This is a genomic window from Acinetobacter sp. FDAARGOS_559 (assembly GCF_003940475.1).
Lineage (GTDB): Bacteria > Pseudomonadota > Gammaproteobacteria > Pseudomonadales > Moraxellaceae > Acinetobacter > Acinetobacter baumannii.
This window is the reverse complement of record NZ_RKJG01000005.1, coordinates 3,684,514-3,709,196: the sequence shown is the minus strand read 5'-3', so window position 1 is coordinate 3,709,196 and position 24,683 is coordinate 3,684,514. Positions and strand designations below refer to the sequence as shown.

The window sequence follows — 24,683 nt, the reverse complement described above, 5'->3', positions numbered from 1 at the left end:
TTAATTGAGGTTAATACCATCGTTACCAACTTGAACGAGGCTCTGGACCATCGACATGCTGATTTAAAAATTGGCGTAAATGATCTAGAAAATGCGCGACTTTAGGCGACAGATTCAGTCTCTCTAAATACACCGCATAGACATCTGCGGGTGGTGTTTCATAGTCCGCTAGCACTTGAACTAATCTACCACTTCTTAAATATTTTGCTACGTCCCACTCTGCTCGCATCAAAATACCATAGCCTTCTAAGGCCCAATTTAATGCGACTGCCCCATCATTCGTACTCAGTTGCCCATGAACTTTAACGGTTTCAACTTGTTTGCCATGACTTAACCGCCAATTACCATAAGCAAAATCATTTTGCCGAATCACAATACACTGATGCTGTGTTAAATCATGAGGAGTGAGTGGTTGCCCTGCCTTTTTTAAATAGCTAGGTGATGCACATAATAAACGGCGGTTGGCTGCCAATTTTTTTGCAATTAGACGTGAATCAGGTATTTCGCCAAAGCGGATTGAGACATCAATCGCTTCATCTGGCAGATTAATCGGGCGGTCAGTTAAATGCAGTTGGACATCGACATCAGGATAGATTTTGGCAAATGTAGAAATCGCTGGCGCAATATAAGAACGACCAAAGCCTAAAGGAGCATTCACACGCAATACCCCTTTGGGTGCTGCCCGACTACTTGAAACCAAACGCTCCATTTCATCAATCTCTTTTAAAATACGAACTGCATTTTCAAAGTAGACCTCACCTTCACTGGTTAAACTAATTCGCCGTGTTGTTCTATTTAAAAGCCTTACTCCCAAACGCTCTTCAAGTTGAGTTAAACGTCTAGAAACCGCAGGTGGAGTCAAGTTTAACTCTCGTGCCGTCGCGACAAGACTTCCTTGTTTGACCAATAAACAAAAGAAAGCTAATTCCGTATCTGCATTCATGATTATTAAGTTTTTTGCAATAGTGATTTAACTTTATATCGATTCATCAGTTTTTTAAAGGGTTTAACATCCATTTCAATGTTTCCCGACATAAGGCATCTCTTGTTTAAGAGCATAACAATGTCCGCAGAAGGAATGCTGTGGATGAACGGGAAAAGCCATCTAGCCGAATCAATAGCGGTAAAGAAAGCGAAAACTACCAATCAGGATTGGTAGTCATGAATATGGAGTCATGACATGGAAATGGATATTGAAAAGCGAACGTTACGTCGAATTACTTGGAGAATCGTACCGTTTATTATGTTGTTATACCTTATAGCCTATATCGACCGCGTCAATATTGGTTTTGCCGCACTCACCATGAAAGAAGACTTAGGCTTTACAGCCTCGGTTCTCGGTTTTGGTGCCGGAATTTTCTTTTTGGGCTATTTCTTATTTGAAGTCCCATCCAACATTATTTTGCATAAAGTCGGTGCCCGTATCTGGATTGCTCGAGTTATGGTGACATGGGGTCTGATTGCAGCCGGTATGGCGTTTGTAGAAAGCTCGACCAGCTTTTACGTTATGCGATTTTTACTCGGCGTTGCCGAGGCTGGCTTCTTTCCCGGCATTATTCTGTACTTAACTTACTGGTTTCCTGCACGACATCGTGCTGGGGTGATTGCTTTATTTATGGCAGCCGCCCCAATTGCCACAGCAGTTGGTTCACCAATCTCAGCCGCATTACTTGAAATGCATGGAATTTGGGGTCTCGCTGGTTGGCAGTGGATGTTCATTATTGAGGCAATACCAGCAATCATCTTAGGCGTTGTTGTTTTTAAATATATGACGGATCGCCCTGAACAAGCTACTTGGTTAGGACAGGATGAACGCGAATGGCTTGTAAAAACCATGAAGGAAGAGGATGTAGGAAAAAATGCACCTGAGCATCACAGCATTCTTCGTGGTCTTGCCAACCCACGGGTACTTGCCCTTGCATTGATTTATTTCGGAACGTCGGCTGGGCTTTATACCCTCGGCATCTGGGCGCCACAAATTATTAAACAGCTTGGCGTAACGTCTATGACTGTGGGGCTTTTAAATGCTATTCCTCCAATCGTTTCTGTCATTGCCATGGTTTTATGGTCTCGACACTCTGACCGCACCAATGAACGTACATGGCATGTTGCTCTCGCGTGTTTAACCGCAGCAGTTGGTCTCGCAATTGCAGCAGGCACACATAACGTCATTGGTTTAATTGCAGCACTTACCATTGTGAATGTCGGTATTAGTTGTGCCAAGCCACCGCTATGGAGCATGCCAACCATGTTCTTGTCAGGATCAGCCGCAGCAGCAGGCATCGCCACGATTAACTCAATCGGAAATTTAGGCGGGTTTGCAGGCCCTGCCATGATCGGCTGGATTAAAGATCAAACTGGAGATTTCACAGGCGGACTCTATTTTGTTGCAGGCCTACTCATCATCTCGACCTTACTGACACTAGTGCTGAGCTTCTCCCAAAAAGTGAAAGTAAACGCTGCCAAAGCAACCCAATAACCCTATTTACACCAATTAGATCTGAACAAGTTTCTTCAAGGAGCACAACATGGACAAAGATATTGCAGTCCAGTCCCTTACGGACACCATGGCCAAATTTACGGCTTATATTGGAAAACGCCTACCGAAAGATGTGAAAAGCAAGTTAATTGAACTGCGTACTTTAGAAACCAATCCATTGGCTAAATCAGTTTATGACTCGATGGAAGAAAATCAGCAAGCTGCCGATAAACTCAATCGCCCAAGCTGCCAGGACACGGGTGTCATTCAATATTTTGTTGAAGCAGGTGCCAACTTCCCTTTGCTTGGTGAACTTCAAGATATTTTGAGCGAAGCAACTGCTGAAGCAACACGCATAGGTCCATTACGTCACAACGCTGTTGAAACCTTTGATGAAAAAAATACAGGCACAAATACCGGTACTCAAATTCCATGGTTAGACTGGCGTATTGTCCCTGAACTCGATACTTGTACCATTGATGTCTATATGGCTGGTGGCGGTTGTACTCTACCGGGTGCGGCAAAAGTTTTAATGCCAGGTCAAGGCTACGAAGGCGTTGCTGAATTTGTAATGGATGTTATTACCGAACGCGGTGTAAATGCCTGTCCACCGTTACTGGTCGGTGTTGGCGTATCAACTTCGGTTGAAACCGCAGCTCGTCTTTCTAAACTCGCGATTATGCGTCCAGTTGACTCAACAAGTGAGAACCCACGCGCTGCCTTAATGGAACAACTGTTAGAACAAGGTCTTAATGAAATTGGTATTGGTCCTCAGGGACTCACAGGCAATAACAGTGTAATGGGGGTCAATATTGAATCTTCTGCACGTCATCCATCAACAATTGGTGTTGCCGTAAACACAGGTTGCTGGGCACATCGCCGTGGCAAAATTAAGATTAATCCAGATATGTCGTATGAAATCTTGTCTCACGAAGGAGTTGTACTATGAAAAAAATTCTAACAACGCCAATCAAAGATGAAGACCTTTTAGACCTTAAAGTCGGTGATGTAGTTTATTTGACTGGCCGTTTGGTAACTTGTCGTGACGTTGCCCATCGCAGACTGATTGAACAAGGTCGAGAACTACCAGTTAATCTTGAAGGTGGAGCAATTTTTCATGCTGGCCCTATTGTGCGCAAGAAAGGTGAAAACGACTTCGAAATGGTTTCGATTGGCCCAACAACCAGTATGCGGATGGAAAAATTCGAGCGGGAATTTATCAAGCAAACTGGCGTTAAGCTCATTGTGGGTAAAGGTGGCATGGGACCAGAAACAGCTGCTGGATGTCAGGAAAATATTGCAGTTCATGCGATTTTCCCAGGTGGATGTGCAGTACTTGCAGCAACTTTAGTTGAAGAGATTGAAGGCGCTGAATGGCAAGATCTAGGTATGCCAGAAACCCTTTGGATTAACCGTGTGAGAGAATTTGGTCCGCTCATTATTTCTATCGACACTAAAGGCAACAACCTGATTCAACAAAACAAAGTTGAATTTCAAGCCAAGAAAGCACCGATTTTAGAAAAAATCAGTAAGCAACTAAGCTTTATTAAATAAACTACTCTTTAATGAAGGGAAAGCAAAAGCACCCTTCATTTTTTTATTTTTGTACTAAACGCATGGCATGAGGTGTTTTCCCATGCCATCTTTTATAAGCATGAATAAAACTGGCAGGTTCGGCATAACCTAACCACTCGGCAATTTGCTCAACAGAAGCTTTTGGTAATGCTAAATATTGCTCTGCTAAGACCTGTCTAACCTCTTCACGAATCTGGATAAAAGTCATTCCTTCCGATGCCAAGTGACGGCGCAGGGTTCTTATATTTAAATGCAGTCGATCAGCCACTATATCCATGGATGGCATTTCCCCACGCATACTCATCAGCTGCTGTTGCACTAAGGTTGTATATTTATTTTGTGATTGGCGCTTTTCTAATATTTGACGACATTGTTCTTCTGCAGTGTGCAGAACCAACTCATTCGCCATGAGTAATTTTTGATCCACTTTTTGCGGATCAAGAATTACAAAACTTTTAGCTGCGCCAAATTCTGGCATAACCCCAAATAAATTCCGATAAGGCTCGGCATCACCTTTGGATTGGAAAGAAAAAGCCAAATATTGGCAAAAATTGTCCTGCACCAAATCTCGCTGTACCGTAATGAGTGCAGCGGCATCGCGTTCAATAATGAATTGACGCACTGAAGATGGAATATCTTGCTCATCAATTTCGATACGAATTCCTTGTGGTGTATCCGACACATCAAAGCGGGTAAAAGCAAAGGTTAAAGTAAAATAGGTTAAAGCCAAATCCAGTGCTTCACGAATGCTGGCACTACTCATCAGAGCCATGCCCAATGGCCCAAATGTGGTGAAATGATAGCGTGTGCCCACCTCTAAGCCTAATGTTGGTCTGTCTCCTAGTTGCTCAACCAAGTTATGAATCAACTGTAATTCCTGATGACCTGTCACCACCATATTAGGGTCAAGTAATTGTTGTTGGCTAAGCCCAGTCCCTTGCAAAATTGTCTGATAAGAGATGCCTGATTCCATCGCGAAATCAGCCATTAACCGAACACTATGTACACTGCGTTCAAATGCCCATGCATACTTCACTGTATCGCTCAGAATGTCCTCGAATCACAATATTTTGTCCTCATCCATCCTCTAAATCAAGTTAATAAACGTCTATTCTGCATACAGGAAATTGCGATTTTTTCGCTCACTGTTTTTAAGGATTTTAGAGCAGCCTATGTTTAATTCGTCGTCTAATTCAAATAAAAATGTACGCATCGCCATTATTGGCACTGGCTTTGGTGGTCTAGGACTTGCCATTCGTCTCAAACAAGCAGGTTTTGAACAATTTACTCTATTTGAAAAAGCTGCCGATGTAGGTGGTGTCTGGCGTGACAACACTTATCCGGGCGCTGCATGTGATGTGCCGTCACATCTTTATTCTTTTTCTTTTGAACAGGAACTTGGTTGGAAAAATCGCTACGGGACATCTCAAGAGATTTATCAATATTTACGTCACTGTGCCGATAAATATGACCTTCGCCCGCACATCAAATTTAACACTGAAATAGCCAGCGCCGAATTTGATGCACTGCAAGGTATATGGCACATCCAAAGTACAACTGGTGAACAGTTTGAAGCTGAATTTTTAGTGGGCGCGGTAGGCCAACTTAACCGCCCTGCCTATCCAAAACTTAAAGGCATTGAAAACTTCAAAGGTAAGGCATTTCACTCAGCACGTTGGGACCATGACTATGACTTAACTGGTAAACGTGTTGCAGTCATTGGCACAGGCGCAAGCGCGATTCAGTTTGTACCTGAAATTGCAAAACAAGTGGCTCACCTAGACGTTTATCAACGCTCAGCGCCTTATGTTATTCCAAAACCGGATCGGGTTTACCAACCTTTAGAGAAAAAAGCTTTCCGTAAACTGCCGATCTTGCAAAGTCTAGACCGTGCCTTGCAATATGGTCATCATGAAATTCGCCTACTTGCCTTTACAACTTCACTCAATGAAATGCCTTTGGTGGAATACATATTCCAGCGCCACATTCGAAAAGTTGTTAAAGATGGGAAGTTACGCCATCGTTTAATGCCGGACTATCCAATTGGTTGTAAACGTATTTTAATCTCTAACCACTGGTATGAAACGCTGACCCAACCTCATGTTGATGTGATTGATACAGGTATTCAGGAAATTACTGAACATGGCATTTTAGACACGGAAGGAAAGCTGCGTGAAGTTGATGCCATTATTTACGGTACAGGTTTTACAGCGACTGAATTTATGGCGCCAATGCAAATTACTGGACTTGATGGGCGTACATTAAAAGACACATGGAAAGATGGTGCTGAGGCTTATTTAGGCCTAACAGTAAACGGATTTCCTAACTTCTTTATGTTATATGGACCAAATACCAACCTCGGGCATAATTCAATCGTCTATATGATTGAAAGTCAGGTGAATTATATTTTAGATGCACTGCGCACTACTTTGAAAAATAACCTGCTGTTCACCAACATTCGTGCCGAAATTCAACACGAGTTTAATCAAAATATTCAGGAAAAAATGAAAAAAACGGTGTGGGCGCAAGGCTGTACCAGTTGGTACCAAACTGCTGATGGCAAAAATACCAATAACTGGCCAGGTTTTACCCTTGAATATCGCCAACGCACTCGTCGCTTTGACATTGAAAACTACACTCAGGTGTCGGCTATTTCTTAAATACGCTTCGCCATAGGAAATGAGAAAAATAAACGGAGAATTTTATGAAGTCTTTTAAAAATAAAGTCGCAGCTGTGACAGGTGCGGGTTCAGGTATTGGTCAAGCAATTGCAATCGCCCTCGCCAAACAAGGCTGTCATCTGGCACTTTCTGATATTAGTGAAGCCGGGTTAGCCAAAACAGTCGAGCTATTAGCACCCTATTCTGTCAAAGTCACCACTCAAAAAGTTGATGTGGCTAAACGTGATGAAGTTGCAACTTGGGCAAAGGCAGTGGTAGATGAGCATGGTCAAGTTAACCTGATTTTTAATAATGCTGGTGTCGCAATAGGTAGCACGGCTGAAGGTGTGAGCTATGAAGATCTTGAATGGCTCATTGGTATTAATTTTTGGGGCGTGGTTTATGGCACCAAAGAATTTTTACCTTATTTAAAGCAAAGTGGTGATGGGCATATTATTAATATTTCCAGTATGTTTGGTTTAACAGCTCAACCGACCCAAAGTGCTTATAACGCCAGTAAATTTGCCGTTCGTGGTTTTACTGAATCATTACGCCAAGAACTTGATATGCAAAATGCTGGTGTGAGCGCGACTTGTGTGCATCCGGGTGGTATTCGCACCAATATTGCCAAAGCTGCACGTATGAATAATAGTGTCCAGTCTTTAGGAATGGACCCGCTAAAAAGCCAAGATGCTTTCGATAAATTACTTCGCACCCCTGCTGATGATGCAGCTCAGCAAATTTTGGAAGCTGTTCGTAAGGACCGCCGCCGTTTACTTATTGGAGCCGATGCAAAAGCCGTCGATGTAATTCAGCGTATTCTTCCGCAAGGTTACCAAAAGATCTTTGCAGCCGCGACCGCTTGGCAAACTCGCCTACTCAACAAATCAGCAAGATAAAAATAGTGGTCAGCATGCTCTTAATCTTAAGGGATGCTGACTAATCTCACATGCTTAGTATGAGTCCTTATTATGAAGCAACTTCTTGCATGGACCATCCGTACCACACTACGTCCAGCTTTATCCCCTAAAACACCACTAAAGCTACAACGTTTTTGTAGTGATGCAGCCAGTGCTATTGTGCTTGGGCCTCGTGGTTATCAAACAAAAAAGCAAATAATTGCTCAAGTTCCTACGCTTCATATTCGGCCTAAGACCATTAAGTCAGGTCTCGGTATTTTGTATTTACATGGTGGTGGCTATGTCGTGGGCAGTAGCAAAAGTCACGCTAAACTTGCCGCTCAGATCGGACATGTAGCTCAAGCACAAGTCTGGTTACCTGAATATCGTCTGGCCCCAGAACACCCAAGCCCTGCTGCTATTGAAGATATCATTGCTGTCTATAAAGCTTTACTTGCTTACGGACAAGACCCTAAAAAACTTGTGATTGTGGGGGACTCAGCTGGTGGCGGGCTGAGCTTAAGCACCGTAATTGCTTTACGAGATGCGGGTTTACCTTTACCAGCGGCTTTAGTTTTACTTTCGCCTTGGGTTGACTTAAGTCTTTCAGGAAACACAATAAAAACTCATGCTGCTCAAGATGCAATGCTCTCGGAAGACTGGTTAACTTGGTGTGCAAAAAACTATTGCGGCCAAAAATCGGCAACCGATCCAACGTGTTCCCCACTCTATGCTGACTTAACCGGATTACCACCAGTTCTGATCCATGTCGGTACCGAAGAAGTTTTATTAGACGATGCAAAACGACTTGCTGAACAGACTGAAAAATACGGCATTCCGACGAACTTAAAGCTTTATGACCAAGTCGGACATGTTTTTCAATTTCATGCAGGTATACTAAAGGAATCTAATGACTCCATTGAGCGCATTGGGCAATTCATTGATAAACATACAGAGTCAATATAAAAAATATCATTAGACAGGAGCCTTCATCGTGACAATAAACAATTATGACTATGATTACCTGATTATTGGTTCAGGCTTTGGTGGTAGTGTTTCTGCTTGCCGTTTAACCGAAAAAGGCTACTCGGTTGCCGTAATGGAAATGGGGCGACGCTGGAAAGCTGAAGATTTTGCTAAAAACAACTGGAATACCCGCCGCTGGATTTGGCGTCCGAGCATGAAACTTTTCGGTTATTTCAACATGCGTTTTTTTCGCCATGTCACCATTATTTGCGGTAATGCTGTCGGCGGTGGTTCGATCACTTATGCCAATACCCTACTGGTTCCACCTGAACATATTTGGGATGAAGGCACGTGGGCAGATGCAGCGGACTGGAAAAATGAAATGCCTCAGCACTATGCTGAAGCAGAACGTATGCTTGGGGTGACTGATAATAAAATTTTCGGCCCTGCCGACCACATGCTAAAGAAAATGGGTGAAGCAGTCGGTGTCGGCCATACATTTAAACCTACTCGTGTTGCCACTTTCTTTCCACCGGAAGGTGAAGAAGGTGGGAAGACCTACCCGGACCCTTATTTTAACGGCGAAGGTCCAGATCGTGGCACTTGTACCGCATGTGGCGGTTGTATGACGGGTTGTAAACACAACGCAAAAAATACATTAGATAAAAACTATTTGTACTTTGCCGAAAAAAATGGCGCCAAGGTTTATGAAGAAACCAAAGTAGTTGATGTTAAACCGCTCAATGGTAAAGCCGATGGCAGTGATGGTTATGAAGTCACGACTGAATGTTCAAGCTCATGGTTTAACAAACAACGTCGTACTTGGCGAGTTCGTAATGTAATTTTCTCTGCATCTTCTTTAGGCACACAAGAGATGTTGTTCCGTTTAAAACAGTCCGGTTCTCTGCCAAATATTTCTGATGATTTAGGTAATCGGGTTCGTACCAATGCCGAGTCGATTTTAGGTGTTCGCTTTTTTGGTAAAGATGTCGACATGAGTAAAGGTGTTGCTATTGGTTCAAGTATTTACATTGACCATGACACTCACATTGAAGCAACTCGCTACCAAAGTGGTTCAGATGCTATGGGCCTTATGTGTACTTACATGGCTAAAGGAAAACCGGGTTGGACGCGTATTTTCTTTTGGTTATGGGCACTCATTTGCCATCCATTTATTTTCCTTCGCATGAGTAATCCTGTCAGTTTTGCACGTCAAACCTTAATTTTCCTTGTCATGCAAACTGCAGATGCGTCCATTAACATGCGCTTGAAACGTAACTGGTTTTGGCCTTTTGGCAAGGTGTTATCGAGCGAAGGTAAAAAGCTACCTGTTTATATTCCGCAGGCGAATGCATTTACCGAAAAAGTTGCCAAAATGTTTAATGGCCACCCCATGACGACCATTACCGAAATTTTGTTTAACGTACCTTTTACAGCTCACTGTATGGGTGGTTGTGCAATTGCTTCAAGTCCAGAGCGTGGTGTGGTAGATGGACAAAATCGGGTGTTTAACTATAAAAACTTATACGTTGTAGATGGTTCGATGTTAGGTGCAAATTTGGGCGTTAACCCAAGTCTCACCATTACAGCTCTAGCAGAACGTGCAATGTCTTATATTCCGACTAAACATACTTTAGAAGAACAAGCTTATACTCAAACTCAGGGTGAAGTTTTAGAAGCAGCAAAAGTATCTGCTTAACCACATCCAAAAGCAGGTTAAAGCCTCAAATAAAAGGTTTTGACCTGCTTTTTTAATATTTAAAATTTAAAGGTGTAATCGACATTCAAACGCGTTTCATTTGCCGAGTGGAAGGTCATATTCGTTGGCATGTCATTACGGTAGTGAGAAAAGCGAGCTCGCATTCCTAAGCCTTTTAACTTGCCTTCTGGAATTTTATAACCCAAATCAAACTCTAGCGAATCTTCTTTAAATCGCTGATCGCCATATTGCAGTAAATCAATATCTTCGCCTTTTGCGTAGCGAGTCATAAAACGTAGTCCGTTTAATGAAACATCCCCTATCCGCGTATTTTTAAAGTCATATTCGTAACGAATTGAATAGACTTTTTCGTCTTTATTTGAGTAGTCCGAACTCATAAAATCAAGCACAACCGGACTTTCAGTTCCCGACAAAAATGGCAGACCAGTCGAGCCAAACGACTGCATGTAGCCCAAAGAAACCGTATGATTTTGATAGTTCAAACCAAATAAGCCACTAATATGTCGGTTATCGACCTCTCCTATTTTTTTACTTCCAGTTTCTTCACTATTAAAAAACCGCACATCACTTAAAAAGTTAAGCCGGTCATTCAAAGGTTGTTTGCCGTTAAAGCCCAAAAATTGTTGCTGGTAAATGTCTTTCAGTTCAGCATGATAAGCACGTAAACGGTAGTCTTTTAACTGATAACTTCCACCTAAAGTATAAAACGAGTCAGTGGTGGCAGCTTTGTTAAATCTATGATTGATATTGTCTGTTCCAACATCGGTATAACGAATTGAATCGCGCTGCCGTACTTCGTCGACATAAAACCCTTCGAGTTGAAGATTTGGAATTTCATTTGAAACGAAACGGATACCGCGATAAGTCTGTGGAAACAAACGCGCTGGCGATGAAAATATGGTTGGTAATTGCGGAACTAAGTCGCCCACAAAAAGCTCATTTTTTCTAAATTTAGCCTTCCCTGTAATGCCTATTTTTCCATAATAGTCGTCACGCGAGTTGTCAGTATTAACTGGGAGTAAGCCACTACGTGCATAGTCATCAGCACGGCTTCCCATCAGGTTAAAACCTGCCATTGCGAGCACATCAACACCAAACCCAACTGTCCCTTCGGTATAACCCGACTGTCCTTTAAAAATTAAACCCTGTGCCCAATCTCTGGCTGCTGTATAGGGATATGGATCTTTTTTATAGTCTCGGTCAAAGTAAAAATTACGGAGTGTCAGCTCAGCTTTACTGTCTGCTATAAACTCAGCATGCACAACTTGACTAAATAATGGGCACAAGCATACCCCCACCCACAATGGTGTCTTTTTCATTTTTTAACTCAACTATTTAATTTTTAATGGATTAAGGTGCTGTTTTAAGAGAGTAGTTTTGCTCTTTCTTACTTCGGTAAAAAGCGCTACCTAAACTCAAAATCAGGAAAATAGCCAAAATAAACACCACACCGTAATAGGCATACAACGTTGCGGGTGCAATACCTTTATCTAAGAAAATGCCTGCAACCGTTGGCGATAAGATTGCCCCAATCCGACCAAAACCAATTGCATAGCCCACACCGCGACTACGGATTTCAGCATCATAAATTGTTGGAGAAATAGAATATAAACCTGCCACACAGCCATTAATGAGTGTGCCAAGTAATAAACCGACTATGAGCGCAATGCTCACTTGAGATGAGACAGCGACAAATAGGAAAACACAGACAGAGGTTAATCCCAGAAATAAGCTGAGGGCATAGAAAATTTTCATACGCGAAGCAAGTAAACCAATAATGGCTGCTCCGAAAATACCACCAATACTAATTAAAATACCGGTACTTACGCCTTGTTCAGGCGACATTCCCATTGAAATCAAAATTTTTGGTGTCCAGCTCATGACAAAGTAAAAGCCAAACATCACTAAAAAGAATGCAAACCAAAGACAAAGTGTCTGGAACCCCTGCTGCCCTGAAAATAATTTACCAATATCACCTGTATTTTTTTGATTATTCTGACCGTAATAAGGTAATGCCTTTAAAGCAGTTAAACCCATACGATTTACTGTTGTGTTAATACGTTCTAGTGCCTGTTTTGGTCTTTTTGCCAACAAATAATCTAAAGATTCAGGTAATAACCATACGCTAATTAATAACATCACTATGGTTGTGATGCCCCCTGCAAAAAAGATTGAACGCCAACCTAAATGCTCAATCAAGGCCAGTGAGAGTACTCCGCCCAGTGTCGCACCAATACCATAACCTGTAGACATTAAGCTCACTGCGAGACTGCGCCAGCGTGCATTGGCATACTCACTTGCCAAGACATTACTACTCGCAAGAATCCCGCCTACCCCAATTCCGGTAATAAACCGAAGTGCTGCCAACATGCCGTGACTTTGCACTAAAGCACAGCCCAACATGCTAAGACCTGCAATTACAAGACAAACCAAGATAAGTAAACGGCGACCGATTTTATCGGCTAAAGGTGCGAGAAAAATTGAACCGGCAGCCATACCAAAAAGACCTGAACTCAGCAATAAGCCAATTTGTGCGCCTGAAAGTGACCATTCTGCTGACACGGACGGAGCGGTAAATGCCATTACCATCACATCAAAGCCATCAATAATATTGAGACAAATACAGATCAAAATGATGAACCATTGATAACGGCTCATATTATTGTGATTGATCTCACTTAGAACATCTCTTTCCATTTGTGCATCTCCCAATGTGGATAAGAGATACACACGACATTGCTAATATGAGCGATTGGGTGGTTATGCATATCCGTATCCATCTTGACCTAGAGGAATATTTGTTTTTTTGAGCATCCTGCTCTTTTTATATACTGAATATTTGGATCCAAAAAATCAACTAAAATTATAAATTGATTATTAAAACATCTATAAACATATAAATTATATAAGTATAAAATTATTAAAAACATAAAATTAGATTGTTTGAATATTTTTATGGATCCACAATAAAAAATCTATTATGATCGATTCCAGAGCATTTTTTAGCCAAAAAAGCTCTGTTCATTTCCATGGAATGCAAGATGCATTTATAAAACTTCAAAGGATTGTGTTATGAAACTCAAAAGAGTAAGCCAGCTTACATTGGGACTTTTTTTTGCCAGCCAATTGTTTTACACAGCGCAAGCAGCATCTCCAAAAAATCAACAACCACCGAATATCATGATTATTTTGGCCGATGATCTTGGATTTTCAGACATTAGTGCCTATGGCAGTGAGATTAAAACACCTCATATTGACAGCCTGTTAAAGCAAGGAAAAATGCTTTTCAATTTTCATGCTTCATCAATGTGTTCACCTATTCGTGCACAGCTTATGACAGGTGCAGATAATCACTTGGTCGGTTTAGGTGCCATGTATGAAACTTCAAAACGACAAGAAAAATTGGTTGGCACCGATAGTCCGCGTGCACTGCTCAAAATTGATGGATATTCAGGTCACTTAACGCAAAATGCTTATACACTCGCAGAAATTTTAAAGACTAAAGATTATTACACCTTCATGGTCGGTAAATGGCACTTAGGCTATGCTCCCGAACAAAACCCTAAAGCCCGTGGTTTTGATCAATCTTTTGCCCTGCTCGATGGCTTCGATTTACATTTTAAAGACCAACCTAAAAACTATCCGCGCAACACCCAATACACGGAAAATGGTCAAAAGGTCACACTGCCTGACCACTACTACTCAACCGACTTTTTTACACAAAAAGCGTTTGAGTACTTAGACAAAAATAAAGCGCAAAAACCATTTTTTGCCTACCTCGCCTATACTGCTCCCCACTGGCCAATACAGGCACCAGCTCATTATAGAGACTTATATAAAGGTAAATACGATCAAGGCTACGATGCGATTCGCAAACAACGCTTTGAGAAACAAAAGCAATTAGGATTAATTCCTACAAATGCAAAATATCCAGTCGAACGTGGTAACCAAGCTTTAGGCACCAAAAGCTGGAATGAACTCACCCCACAAGAGCGCAAATATGAAGCGCGTAAAATGGAAGTTTATGCGGGCATGGTTACCCAGTTAGACGACCGCGTGGGTGATGTCATTCAATATCTTAAAAAGCATCATTTATATGACAACACTTTGATTGTGTTTATGTCAGATAACGGCGCTGAAGGTGGTGATCATAATTTCCCAATGGGTGATGCCGATAATCGCTATGAAAATATAGGCAATGCCAGCTCATATGTTTATATGGGACCACGATGGGCCGAAGTCAGCAGTACACCATTCACCTATTGGAAATCAGCTGCTTCGGAAGGTGGAGTACGTGTTCCATTTATTGTTAAATCACCTGTGCAAATTTCTAAACAACGTGGAATCAACAATAACTTTGTGACAGTCAGAGATATATTCCCGACTGTTATGGAACTCGCGGGTATTCAAAATAATCAAATCTATCCAACTTCAAGCACTAAAATTAAACCGTCGGGCTTTAGCCTAATTCCTGCTTTTAAGGATAATACTGCCCGTATTCGCCCTGTTAATTATTATGACTTTAAAGAATTGCATGGCAGCCGCTACGCCAAAACTGACGAATGGAAACTTGTTGAAAACTCACCTTCTAAATTTAAAAGCCACGGTTGGGAACTCTACAATTTAAAAACAGATTTTAATGAGCAACATAATGTTTATGCAGAACATCCTGAGATTGTCAAAGTCTTAAATGATAAATATTTAAGATATGCCGATGAAAATGGTGTTGTGGATTTTGAGCAATACAACAAAAAGTAGAGAAAACCTGATGAAACAGATCATGATGCTTTCATTGTTTCTCTTACTTTGTGCGTGCCAAAAAACCACGCCTCAACTAGAACAGACCACCTTGCTCGACTTAGGCAGCAAAGCTAAATGTAATTCTTATTCGGGCCTTCCTTCGGGTTGGCCTAAAAATAAAGAAGCAGGCATGATCAAGCTTCCGCAAGGAAAAATTGTTTTAGGCACCACACAAGGTTATGAAGATGAACGCCCATTAAACTTACAGGCAACTTCAGTTCCCGATTTTTTAATTGATGCAACTGAAGTCACCAATGCCCAATTTCAAGAGTTTGTTAAACAAACGGGTTATGTCACCGATGCAGAAAAGCAAGGCGGTGCGGCCATGTTTGTACAACCTGAGCATCCAGTTGAAGAATTACAGTGGTGGAAATTTGGAAAAGGTGCCAATTGGAAACACCCATGGGGCTTAAATAACTCTAAACAACCTGCACCTCATGAGCCTGTACGTATGGTGACATGGAATGATGCTTATGCTTATGCAAACTGGCTAGGTCATGACTTACCGACCGAACTTGAATGGGAATATGCAGCTAAAGGTTTTCAGCAAAACTCCGACATTGGCCCCACCCATGAAGGCCATATTGTAGCCAACTTCTGGCAAGGTGAATTTCCATACAAAAATGTTCAGGAAGATGGTTTTAAGGATGTGGCCCCTGTTGGTTGTTTTAGCAAAAACCCATTTGGCTTATACGACTTGATTGGCAATGTATGGGAATGGACGCAAACACCCTATACAGGTCCAAGAGATCATCATATGGGAGATCCATCGAAATATCGGCAAAGTCACGAACAGATTTTGCAATACACGATTAAAGGTGGGTCTTATTTATGCGCAACCAACTATTGCGCGCGTTATCGTGCTGCCGCGAGGCATCCACAAGAACTCGACCTTGCCACCAGCCATGTCGGATTTAGAACAGTAAAACGCTTTTAAACGGATTTAAAAATGAAGCATATTTTTATTTATGGGATTTTCTTCTCAGGGACGACCCTTGCCTGCTGTTTAGCTCATAGCGCAGTCGATGTTAATTTTCAAAATACACTCACACTAAAAACATTCAACTTCGACAGACAATATGAAAATGGGACCAGCCCCGATACTCACAGCTTGAGCCAAGGTCTGATCTATCGTGGCGACTGGTCAACCAAGCTTAATGAGGTTCAGGTACACCTCAATCCAAGCATTCAATATGCTTATCGCCTAAGTAGCGACCAACACACCAATGATATGGTCATACCCTTTGACCCTAACACAAAAAAACAAGCACAAGACTACGTTAAATATGGCTTAGGAGCTGGAGTTGAATATCAAAACTTTCGCATGAATATAGGTGAAATCACTCCCGACTCACCACTTACCCCACAAGTCGACACACATCAATTACGAGTGAACTACAAAGGCTTGGAATTAAAATATAAGACACCGCAACAAAATTTCGAGCTGGGTTTGATTAACCGTTATTCACCCAAAAATGAGGAGGACTATCACAAACTCGCCATATCAAAACATGAATCTGACGGACTCTATTTCTTTCAATGGGACGGCAAAACACCACGGTACCACTGGAAATTTTATAATGGCTATTTAACTGACCTCATCAATCAAAGTTACCTTGCTTTTGATTATCAATGGACAAAGCAGCACACCACAAAATTACGTGTGTTTCGCCACGATGATGTCGGTAAATCAAAGCTTGGTGAATATGACAATACATCCATAGGCGCTATGCATTTCATCAAACATGGCAACTTTACAACCGGAATTGGCTATCAAGAAAACTTTGGCAAAGATGGTATTCCAAAACTCGATAATATGCCCATTCCTCACATGGTGAACTGGACCTTAGGCGCGTTTACCAAAGCAGATGAAAAGTCTTATCATTTCGTTGCTTCCTATGACTTTAAAAACTATATCAAGGGTTTAAAAGTGACCTATAAATATATTTATGGCGACTCTTTTCAAACCATGAATCAAAACGATTTTGAGCAAGAAAGTGATGTGTTGATTCAGTACGACCTAAATGCTTGGATTAAAAATCTTAAGTTTCTTTTCTAAAATATTAACTACGACACCAAACATGGCAAAAGTCTGGATGAACAGCGCATGATGCTTCATTACACTTTTAATTTCTAAATTTTCACGCCCCATAATGGCTATAGTTACAGCCATTATGGATCCAAATAAACCAATAAAAAATTTCGTCTTAAAATTCCAAAGAAACGTAAAAGTCCTTAACAATAGTTAAAAATATACAAATTAACCAACCTTAAAGAACAATATTTTTGAATAAATATACTGCTTATCAATTGACCAATATTTTTATTTATTATAAATTGGATCCAATAAGTGATAAGGAGTCGTCACAAATGTTTATTAAAAATGCTTGGTATGTCGCTTGCCGTCCAGAAGAAATCCAAGATAAACCATTAGGTCGCACCATCTGTGGTGAAAAAATCGTTTTTTATCGTGGTAAAGAAAACCAAGTTGCAGCCGTTGAAGATTTTTGTCCGCATCGTGGTGCCCCACTCTCACTTGGCTATGTCGAAGATGGCAACCTTGTCTGTGGCTACCATGGCTTAGTCATGGGTTGTGACGGAAAGACCGTTTCAATGCCAGCCCAACGTGTAAATGGTTTCCCTTGCAATAAAGCATATGCAGTTGTTGAAAAGTTCGGCTTTATTTGGGTATGGCCAGGTGAAAAGGCTTTAGCAGATGAAGCAAAACTCCCAACTTTAGAATGGGCAGATCATCCGGAATGGAGCTATGGCGGAGGCTTGTTTCACATTCAGTGCGACTATCGCCTAATGATCGACAACCTAATGGATTTAACCCATGAGACCTATGTTCACTCAAGCAGTATTGGGCAAAAAGAAATTGATGAAGCCCTGCCAGTGACTAAAGTTGACGGTGACCATGTCATTACCGAACGCTATATGGAAAATGTGATCGCACCTCCATTTTGGCAAATGGCCCTTCGCGGCAATCATTTAGCAGATGATGTACCTGTCGACCGTTGGCAACGTTGCCACTTCTTTGCGCCAAGTAATGTCCACATTGAAGTAGGTGTAGCGCATGCTGGACATGGCGGTTATCACGCACCGAAAGATAAAAAAGTTTCCTCAATCGTGGTCGATTTTATTACACCGGAAACTGAAACATCACATTGGTATTTCTGGGGAATGGCACGTAACTTCCAGCCAGATAATGCTGAACTCACCGATCAAATTCGTGAAGGCCAAGGCAAAATCTTTACTGAAGATTTAGAAATGCTGGAGCAACAGCAGCAAAATATTTTAAACAATCCACATCGCAAGTTACTGATGCTCAACATCGACGCAGGCGGTGTCCAGTCTCGTAAAGTGATTGACCGACTACTTGCCGAAGAAAATAAAACACCTCCTGAAACGTCCACACAGAAGTTTCCAAACATTCGGATTATTTAAAGGAGCATGGACATGGACGTTATCATTCAAAAAATTCACCAGCTCACCCCGACCATTCGTGCATTTGAATTGGTTGCAGCAAATGGTACGGAGCTGCCGAGTTTTGAAGCAGGTGCACACATTGATGTGCATCTGAAAAATGGCCTCACCCGTCAGTATTCACTTTCAAACTGCTGCACTGAAAAACATCGCTATGTCATTGGTGTTTTACATTATGCCAATTCACGCGGTGGCTCACGTTGCATCCACACCGAATATCGTGAAGGCGATCATTTAAAAATTGGTGAACCGCGTAATTTATTTGAGATTCATCCTCAAACCAAACAAGCAGTTTTATTTGCTGGTGGTATTGGTATTACCCCTATTTTGTCGATGGCGTATCGACTTAAGGCGGCCAATATACCTTTTGAGTTGCACTACTTTGTTCGTAGTCATGAAATGATTGCTTTCTATGGCAACTTAACCGAGCATTTTGGTGACCAAGTCCATTTTCATATTCAAGATCAACCCGACACTGAATGTAATATGGCAGAGGTTTTGGGTCAGAGTTCACCAGATAGACACTTATATGTATGCGGTCCAACAGGATTTATGCAGTTTGTCATGAGCTCAGCCGAACAAGCGGGTTGGCATAGCGAACAGTTACATCAAGAGCATTTTGTCGCGCAAAAAGTAGATACGTCCAACAATGAAGCTTTTACTATTGAAGTGAAAGGTACGGGCCGCCGAATTGAAGTATTGCCAGAGCAGACTGCAACAGAAGCATTAATTGCAAATGGTTTTGATATTCCTGTTTCATGTGAACAAGGCATTTGCGGCACATGTATTACCCGCGTTGTAGAAGGTATACCTGATCATCGGGATCTATTTATGACTGATGAGGAGCATGCACTAAATGACCAATTTACGCCTTGTTGTTCTCGTGCAAAAACTAAACATCTTGTAATTGAGCTTTAACTCGAAAATTCCTTTATTCAAAATAAAGGAACTTTTCACTTTAAGTGCTGAGAACATTTCTTAGCGTTTCACCTAAAATCACCACACTACTGTGTTCACGCATTAATGTTTCAGCACGCCCTGCCTGACGATTTACCAATGCATCGAAAATCGAACAATGCTGCAAATGTGCATAGTGCAAACGGCGATATTCTGACAAAGCTTGGTTCTGGTCATAGGTAATGGCTTGGGCAGAAGCCATCGGCAATTGGTTGTTTTTAGCCAACGCTTGGATGAGCGCAACGTTTTGCGCTCCCTCAATAATGGTGTCATGAAAGATGACATTAAAATGGTGATAACGCTCTAGCTCAGCATCGCCAAACTCGTCTTTTTCATTAAAGAGTTTTTCCGTTTCCTGAATGCAATGTTGCAAGGTCTTTTTTGCTCTTCGCTTAAGCCTTGCTCTGCCAAAGTTTTCGCAGCCAACCCTTCAAGCACACCGCGCACTTCAAGTGCGTCATGCACCAGTTTTCCGGAAATTTCACGAACCGTATAACCACGAGTTGGGTTTTTAATGAGGAGACCTTCTTGTTCGAGCAACCGAAAGGCTATACGAACAGGCTGGCGTGAAACGCCAAGTAACTCGGCAGTAGGAATCTCGGCAATTCTGGCACCGCCTTCAAGTTCCCCTGAAATAATCATTTTTCTTAGTTTTAGTAAAACTTGTTGTCCTGAAGACATTCGTTGCCACACATCATCAAAAACGTCACTTTGATGCTAGCAAGTTCATTTGCAAAATGAAATCAATTTTCTGTGTGAATCATTACTTAGCAATTTAACTCAACCTAAACAAACACACTTATTTAAAATTTTTAAGATTATTGACCATAATATCGAGATTATTACGGATCAAATAAGCCAAGTTAATATCAATGCCTTCAAGCATTTTTTCTTCGACTTTTAAAACCACTTCATTGCATTTGTTTAATTTTTCAATCCCGCTTTCGGTCAGGGTAATTAAAATACGGCGGCCATGTGTCGGGTCCGGTTTTTTCTCAATCCAGCCATTCACCAGTAAATCTTGCAAAATTTTGTTGGCAGATTGCGGCTTTATGAAAGAACGCTCAGCAAGCTTGGCATTGGATAAATTACTTTTTGAAGCTAAAACAGAAAGTGCGGTAAATTGCGGTAAGGTAATTTCAAGCTCTTTTAAATGTTCTGTTAAATGTTTACTAATAATTCGGTCAACACGAGCAATCATGTAACTTAACTTAGGCTCATCTTCTACTTTTTTTTGAACTAAATTCGAACGTACCATAACCTTTCAATCATCATAAGAAAATCTGTAGTGAAAGTATGAGGTTCTAACCCCATACTTTCGTTAAAACTTAGCGAGCACCTGAGCTTTGTACTAAATGTACAGGCTGTTTAGGTTTTTTGACAAGAAGTAATGCAGAGATCGCTGCAATTAAGATCACTGGAATACTTGAACCAATCACGATGGTCGAGCTTTGTCCAAGCGAGAGTAAAAAACCAGCCATTAAAGGTCCAGCAAACGAACCAATACGCCCGATTGCAACCGCAGCGCCAACTCCGGTTCCACGCATTTCGGTTGGATAATACATGGCAGCCAAACCATACAACGCCGATTGCCCACCCACAATGAATAAGCCACAACCCACTGCCGAAAGTGCAAGTAAAGCAACGGTTGGAGAAATTGCTAAACAGCATAGTGAGAATAAAATGCCGAGATAAATTAGCTTAATCACAAAGCTCATGCGTAATTTATCAAGCAATACGCCCATGAGGATTGAACCTAAAATTCCGCCAACGTTGTAGCCCATCTGTACATAGTTCGCCTGTAGTTTTGATAGGCCCTGCGCACCCATGAGTAACGGCAACCAGTTCAACAAGAAATACAACACCACCAGCGTGCAGAAAAAGCTTATCCAAAGCTGAATGGTCGACATACGGCGTTCTTTCGCAAATAAAACCTCAAAGAATGGCGTGGTTTGCTGTGCTTGAACTTTGCGTTGCAGGTAGTCATTTGACTCAGGTAAAAAGCGCATAATCAGTGGGATTAGTAAAATAGGTGCAATCCCCCGATATAGAAAATATGACGCCACTCTGCATCGCCTGCCAACGACATAGCAACGACGGAAGTGAGTAAGCCACCAAAAGGAATGCCACTATACATCACACTAACCGCAGTACCTTTGTGCTGGTCAGGCACAGCTTCAGAGGCAAGCGTAATCATCATGGGTAGCGCCCCACCCATTCCCAAACCCGTACAAAAACGAATAAGCAGTAACAGACTAAAATTGGCCGCATAGGCGGTTAGCAAAGACATAATTCCAAAAAGTAAGATACTAAAAATCAGAATTTTCTTACGCCCGACAATATCGGCAAACCGACCACCTAATATTGCGCCTGGGAGTGTTCCCAAAATTGCAGCACTAAATGCCCACGCCATCTGGGCATTATCTAACATAAACTCAGCCCGCATTCGTGGAGCGGCTACCCCCATTGATTGAAGATCAAATCCTTCAAAAATCGCTATGGCAAAGCACAGTAGCAACGTGATTTTTGCCCTTGAAGGCTGTCCTGATATTTTTTCCATTGTGTTGTCCTTTATTGACTAGTCGTTCCATTTAGCCCTTTGTGTATTATTTTTAAACACACCAAAAATATCAGTTAAACTTATTAAAAAATCAACATATTTTTATTTAAAATTAATTTTTAAAATAATTAATGTTTAAAATACAACAAATTATAAAATATTTATAAAATTTTCCAAAAAAGACTTGAATGTAAGTTTAACTGATATTAGATTAAATCCCAGAACAGCAAGAAATCATTCAAGGAGTATGAAGATGAGTTATGAAAACCGCTGGGAAACAGTAGATGTTAAAGTTGAAGATGGAATTGCATGGGTTACTTTAAACCGCCCTGAAAAGAAAAATGCCATGAGCCCAACCCTCAATCGTGAAATGATTGATGTGCTTGAAACCCTTGAGCTTGATCAAAATGCTAAAGTTTTGGTTCTGACTGGTGCAGGCGACTCTTGGACAGCGGGTATGGATTTGAAGGAATATTTCCGTGAAGTCGATACTCAACCAGAGATTTTCCAAGAGCGTATTCGTCGTGACTCATGTCGTTGGCAGTGGCAACTTCTTCGTATGTATTCAAAACCAACCATTGCTATGGTCAATGGCTGGTGCTTTGGAGGCGGTTTCTCACCTTTAGTGGCATGTGACCTAGCAATTGCAGCAGATGAAGCAACTTTCGGTTTATCTGAAATTAACTGGGGTATCCCACCGGGCAACCTTGTAAGCAAAGCAATGGCAGATACGGTAGGTCATCGTGCATCTTTGTATTACATCATGACGGGTAAAACTTTTAGCGGTAAAGAAGCCGAAACCATGGGCCTTGTGAACAAAAGCGTACCGCTTGCCCAATTAAAAGCAGAAGTGACTGAACTTGCAAATTGCTTACTTGAGAAAAACCCTGTGGTTCTTCGTACCGCTAAAAATGGCTTTAAGCGTTGTCGTGAACTGACATGGGACCAAAACGAAGATTACTTATATGCCAAACTCGATCAATGTATCCACCGAGATACTGAAAATGGTCGCCAAGAAGGTTTGAAACAATTCTTAGATGAAAAATCAATTAAACCGGGTTTACAGAGTTATAAACGTACTGGTTAACTTTTGATTCTTTAATGGCAACGTAAGGACGCAACCCATGCAAAATGTACAGTTACTTATTCACGGTCAATCTGTTGATGCATCAAATCAGGCAACTTTTGAGCGTATTAGTCCAATTGATGGAACGGTAGCAACTAAAGCTGCTGCTGCAACATTGGAAGATGTTGATCGTGCCATCGATTCGGCACAGCAAGCTTTTAAAGTTTGGTCGAAGCTCTCGCCTACCGAGCGCCGTTTACGCTTATTAAAAGCAGCCGATTTAATGGACCAAAAAACCGAGCAATTCATTCAAACTGGAATGCAAGAAACAGGTTCAACTGCAACATGGTATGGGTTTAATGTTCACCTTGCTGCCAACATGTTACGTGAAGCAGCAGCAATGACCACACAAATTGACGGGAGTCTGATTCCGTCAGATGTGCCGGGCAATCTTGCGATGGGTGTACGAGTTCCTTGCGGTGTGATTGTAGGAATTGCACCTTGGAATGCGCCTGTCATTTTGGCAACACGTGCGCTTGCCATGCCTTTGGCTTGTGGCAACACCGTTGTATTAAAAGCATCGGAAGCTTGTCCAGCAACACATCGTCTCATTGGTGAAGTGTTACATGAAGCAGGTCTGGGTGAAGGTGTGGTGAATGTGATTACGCATGCCACCGAAGATGCACCACAAATCGTGGAGCGCTTAGTGTCTCATCCAGCCGTGAAGCGCATTAATTTTACCGGTTCAACCAAAGTCGGCAAAATTATTGCCGAGACTGCTGCTAAATATTTAAAACCTGTTTTACTTGAACTCGGTGGTAAAGCCCCTGTTGTGGTTTTAAATGAAGCTGACATTAATGAAGCCGTAAATGCAGTCGCTTTTGGAGCGTTCTTTAATCAGGGTCAAATTTGTATGTCGACCGAACGTGTTTTGGTTCAAGATAAAATTGCCGACCAGTTTATTGAAAAGTTGATTGAGAAAACCCGTTCTATTCAGGCAGGTAATCCAACCTCAAAAGACAATGTATTGGGTGTTTTAGAAAGTCGCCGTGCTGCAAACCGTATTCAGCATTTGCTGGAAGATGCTCAAAACAAAGGTGCTGACTTACCTTTAGGTATTCATATTGAAGACACCACCATGCAACCGACGCTGGTGCTCAATATTAAACCTGACATGCTGCTTTACCGTGAAGAATCATTTGGACCTGTATGCACAGTTCAACGTTTTTCAAGCATTGAAGAAGGCGTAGCACTGGCAAATGACAGCGAGTTTGGTCTGTCTTCGGCAGTGTTTAGCCAGAATATTTCACAGGCATTAGAAGTCGCTAAACAGATTGATTCGGGTATTTGTCATATTAACGGCGCAACCGTACATGACGAAGCTCAAATGCCATTTGGCGGAACAAAATCGAGTGGTTACGGACGTTTTGGTAGTAAAGCATCTATTGCCGAGTTTACCGATTTACGCTGGATTACCATTCAAACCCAATCACGTCATTACCCGATTTAGTCAGG

At 41.6% G+C, this 24,683-nt stretch carries 18 protein-coding genes and 3 pseudogenes; 14 read left to right on the top strand and 7 right to left on the bottom strand.

Translation table 11 applies throughout. The features are described from left to right. Positions 1–22: 22 nt before the first annotated feature. Positions 23–943: a LysR family transcriptional regulator gene (locus tag EGS71_RS19435; RefSeq protein WP_000990660.1), complete on the bottom strand. Its 921-nt coding sequence runs from the start codon at positions 941–943 to the stop codon at positions 23–25. Between the two features lie 237 nt (positions 944–1,180). Between EGS71_RS19435 and EGS71_RS19430 the strand changes: the two genes are divergently transcribed. From EGS71_RS19430 to ttdB, 3 genes are read left to right on the top strand one after another with little or no spacing between them, the layout of a single operon-like run. Continuing rightward, positions 1,181–2,479, top strand: a complete 1,299-nt coding sequence (locus EGS71_RS19430) for an MFS transporter (protein ID WP_000425068.1) — start codon at positions 1,181–1,183, stop codon at positions 2,477–2,479. Positions 2,480–2,528: 49 nt separating this feature from the next. Then, entirely contained in the window at positions 2,529–3,428 is a 900-nt protein-coding gene (ttdA, locus tag EGS71_RS19425; RefSeq protein WP_000356537.1) for a L(+)-tartrate dehydratase subunit alpha, read from the top strand. Beyond that, positions 3,425–4,033, top strand: a complete 609-nt coding sequence (ttdB, locus tag EGS71_RS19420) for a L(+)-tartrate dehydratase subunit beta (RefSeq protein ID WP_000722967.1) — start codon at positions 3,425–3,427, stop codon at positions 4,031–4,033. The genes ttdA and ttdB overlap by 4 nt, the downstream gene beginning before the upstream one ends. Positions 4,034–4,076: 43 nt before the next feature. Here ttdB and EGS71_RS19415 read toward each other — a convergent pair whose 3' ends face one another. After that, positions 4,077–5,090, bottom strand: a complete 1,014-nt coding sequence (locus tag EGS71_RS19415; RefSeq protein ID WP_000872538.1) for an AraC family transcriptional regulator — start codon at positions 5,088–5,090, stop codon at positions 4,077–4,079. Positions 5,091–5,226: 136 nt separating this feature from the next. Between EGS71_RS19415 and EGS71_RS19410 the strand changes: the two genes are divergently transcribed. The 4 genes from EGS71_RS19410 (at position 5,227) to EGS71_RS19395 (ending at position 10,278) form a co-directional block, all read left to right on the top strand. Continuing rightward, positions 5,227–6,714, top strand: coding sequence for a flavin-containing monooxygenase (locus EGS71_RS19410; RefSeq protein ID WP_000483420.1), 1,488 nt, complete (start codon positions 5,227–5,229; stop codon positions 6,712–6,714). A 44-nt stretch (positions 6,715–6,758) separates the two neighbouring features. Continuing rightward, entirely contained in the window at positions 6,759–7,613 is an 855-nt protein-coding gene (locus EGS71_RS19405) for an SDR family NAD(P)-dependent oxidoreductase (protein WP_000834591.1), read from the top strand. Positions 7,614–7,685: 72 nt separating this feature from the next. Continuing rightward, a complete protein-coding gene (locus EGS71_RS19400) occupies positions 7,686–8,579 on the top strand; it encodes an alpha/beta hydrolase (RefSeq protein ID WP_000811573.1) in 894 nt (297 codons plus the stop codon). A gap of 28 nt (positions 8,580–8,607) precedes the next feature. Then, complete coding sequence (locus EGS71_RS19395; RefSeq protein WP_000154602.1) at positions 8,608–10,278, top strand: GMC family oxidoreductase; 1,671 nt, start codon at positions 8,608–8,610, stop codon at positions 10,276–10,278. 59 nt (positions 10,279–10,337) lie between these two features. Here EGS71_RS19395 and EGS71_RS19390 read toward each other — a convergent pair whose 3' ends face one another. Continuing rightward, on the bottom strand, positions 10,338–11,618 hold the full coding sequence (locus EGS71_RS19390) for an OprD family outer membrane porin (RefSeq protein WP_000753543.1): 1,281 nt from the start codon (positions 11,616–11,618) through the stop codon (positions 10,338–10,340). A gap of 31 nt (positions 11,619–11,649) precedes the next feature. Continuing rightward, positions 11,650–12,996 (bottom strand): MFS transporter, encoded by a 1,347-nt coding sequence (locus tag EGS71_RS19385; RefSeq protein WP_002015746.1) that lies wholly within the window; start codon positions 12,994–12,996, stop codon positions 11,650–11,652. A gap of 375 nt (positions 12,997–13,371) precedes the next feature. Here EGS71_RS19385 and EGS71_RS19380 point away from each other — a divergent pair, with 375 nt between their 5' ends. From EGS71_RS19380 to EGS71_RS19360, 5 genes and pseudogenes are all read left to right on the top strand, one after another. After that, positions 13,372–15,057 (top strand): arylsulfatase, encoded by a 1,686-nt coding sequence (locus EGS71_RS19380; protein ID WP_002011355.1) that lies wholly within the window; start codon positions 13,372–13,374, stop codon positions 15,055–15,057. A 25-nt stretch (positions 15,058–15,082) separates the two neighbouring features. Then, positions 15,083–16,036, top strand: coding sequence for a formylglycine-generating enzyme family protein (locus tag EGS71_RS19375; protein ID WP_085944051.1), 954 nt, complete (start codon positions 15,083–15,085; stop codon positions 16,034–16,036). A 12-nt stretch (positions 16,037–16,048) separates the two neighbouring features. Next, positions 16,049–17,236 (top strand): annotated as a pseudogene (locus EGS71_RS19370) (OprD family outer membrane porin). A 233-nt stretch (positions 17,237–17,469) separates the two neighbouring features. Then, positions 17,470–18,546, top strand: a complete 1,077-nt coding sequence (locus EGS71_RS19365; RefSeq protein ID WP_000470071.1) for an aromatic ring-hydroxylating oxygenase subunit alpha — start codon at positions 17,470–17,472, stop codon at positions 18,544–18,546. 12 nt (positions 18,547–18,558) lie between these two features. Then, on the top strand, positions 18,559–19,503 hold the full coding sequence (locus EGS71_RS19360) for a PDR/VanB family oxidoreductase (protein ID WP_000382547.1): 945 nt from the start codon (positions 18,559–18,561) through the stop codon (positions 19,501–19,503). A gap of 40 nt (positions 19,504–19,543) precedes the next feature. On the opposite strand, the pseudogene EGS71_RS19355 reads toward EGS71_RS19360, so the two are convergent. The 3 genes and pseudogenes from EGS71_RS19355 to mhpT form a co-directional block, all read right to left on the bottom strand. Then, positions 19,544–20,235: pseudogene (locus tag EGS71_RS19355) on the bottom strand (GntR family transcriptional regulator). A gap of 106 nt (positions 20,236–20,341) precedes the next feature. Beyond that, positions 20,342–20,800 (bottom strand): MarR family winged helix-turn-helix transcriptional regulator, encoded by a 459-nt coding sequence (locus EGS71_RS19350; RefSeq protein ID WP_000252463.1) that lies wholly within the window; start codon positions 20,798–20,800, stop codon positions 20,342–20,344. A 70-nt stretch (positions 20,801–20,870) separates the two neighbouring features. Beyond that, positions 20,871–22,102: pseudogene (mhpT, locus tag EGS71_RS19345) on the bottom strand (3-(3-hydroxy-phenyl)propionate transporter MhpT). 247 nt (positions 22,103–22,349) lie between these two features. On the opposite strand from mhpT, the gene EGS71_RS19340 reads away from it, so the two are divergent. Continuing rightward, positions 22,350–23,189: a p-hydroxycinnamoyl CoA hydratase/lyase gene (locus EGS71_RS19340; RefSeq protein WP_002040868.1), complete on the top strand. Its 840-nt coding sequence runs from the start codon at positions 22,350–22,352 to the stop codon at positions 23,187–23,189. 37 nt (positions 23,190–23,226) lie between these two features. Next, positions 23,227–24,678, top strand: coding sequence for an aldehyde dehydrogenase (locus tag EGS71_RS19335; RefSeq protein WP_001181817.1), 1,452 nt, complete (start codon positions 23,227–23,229; stop codon positions 24,676–24,678). Positions 24,679–24,683: the final 5 nt, after the last annotated feature.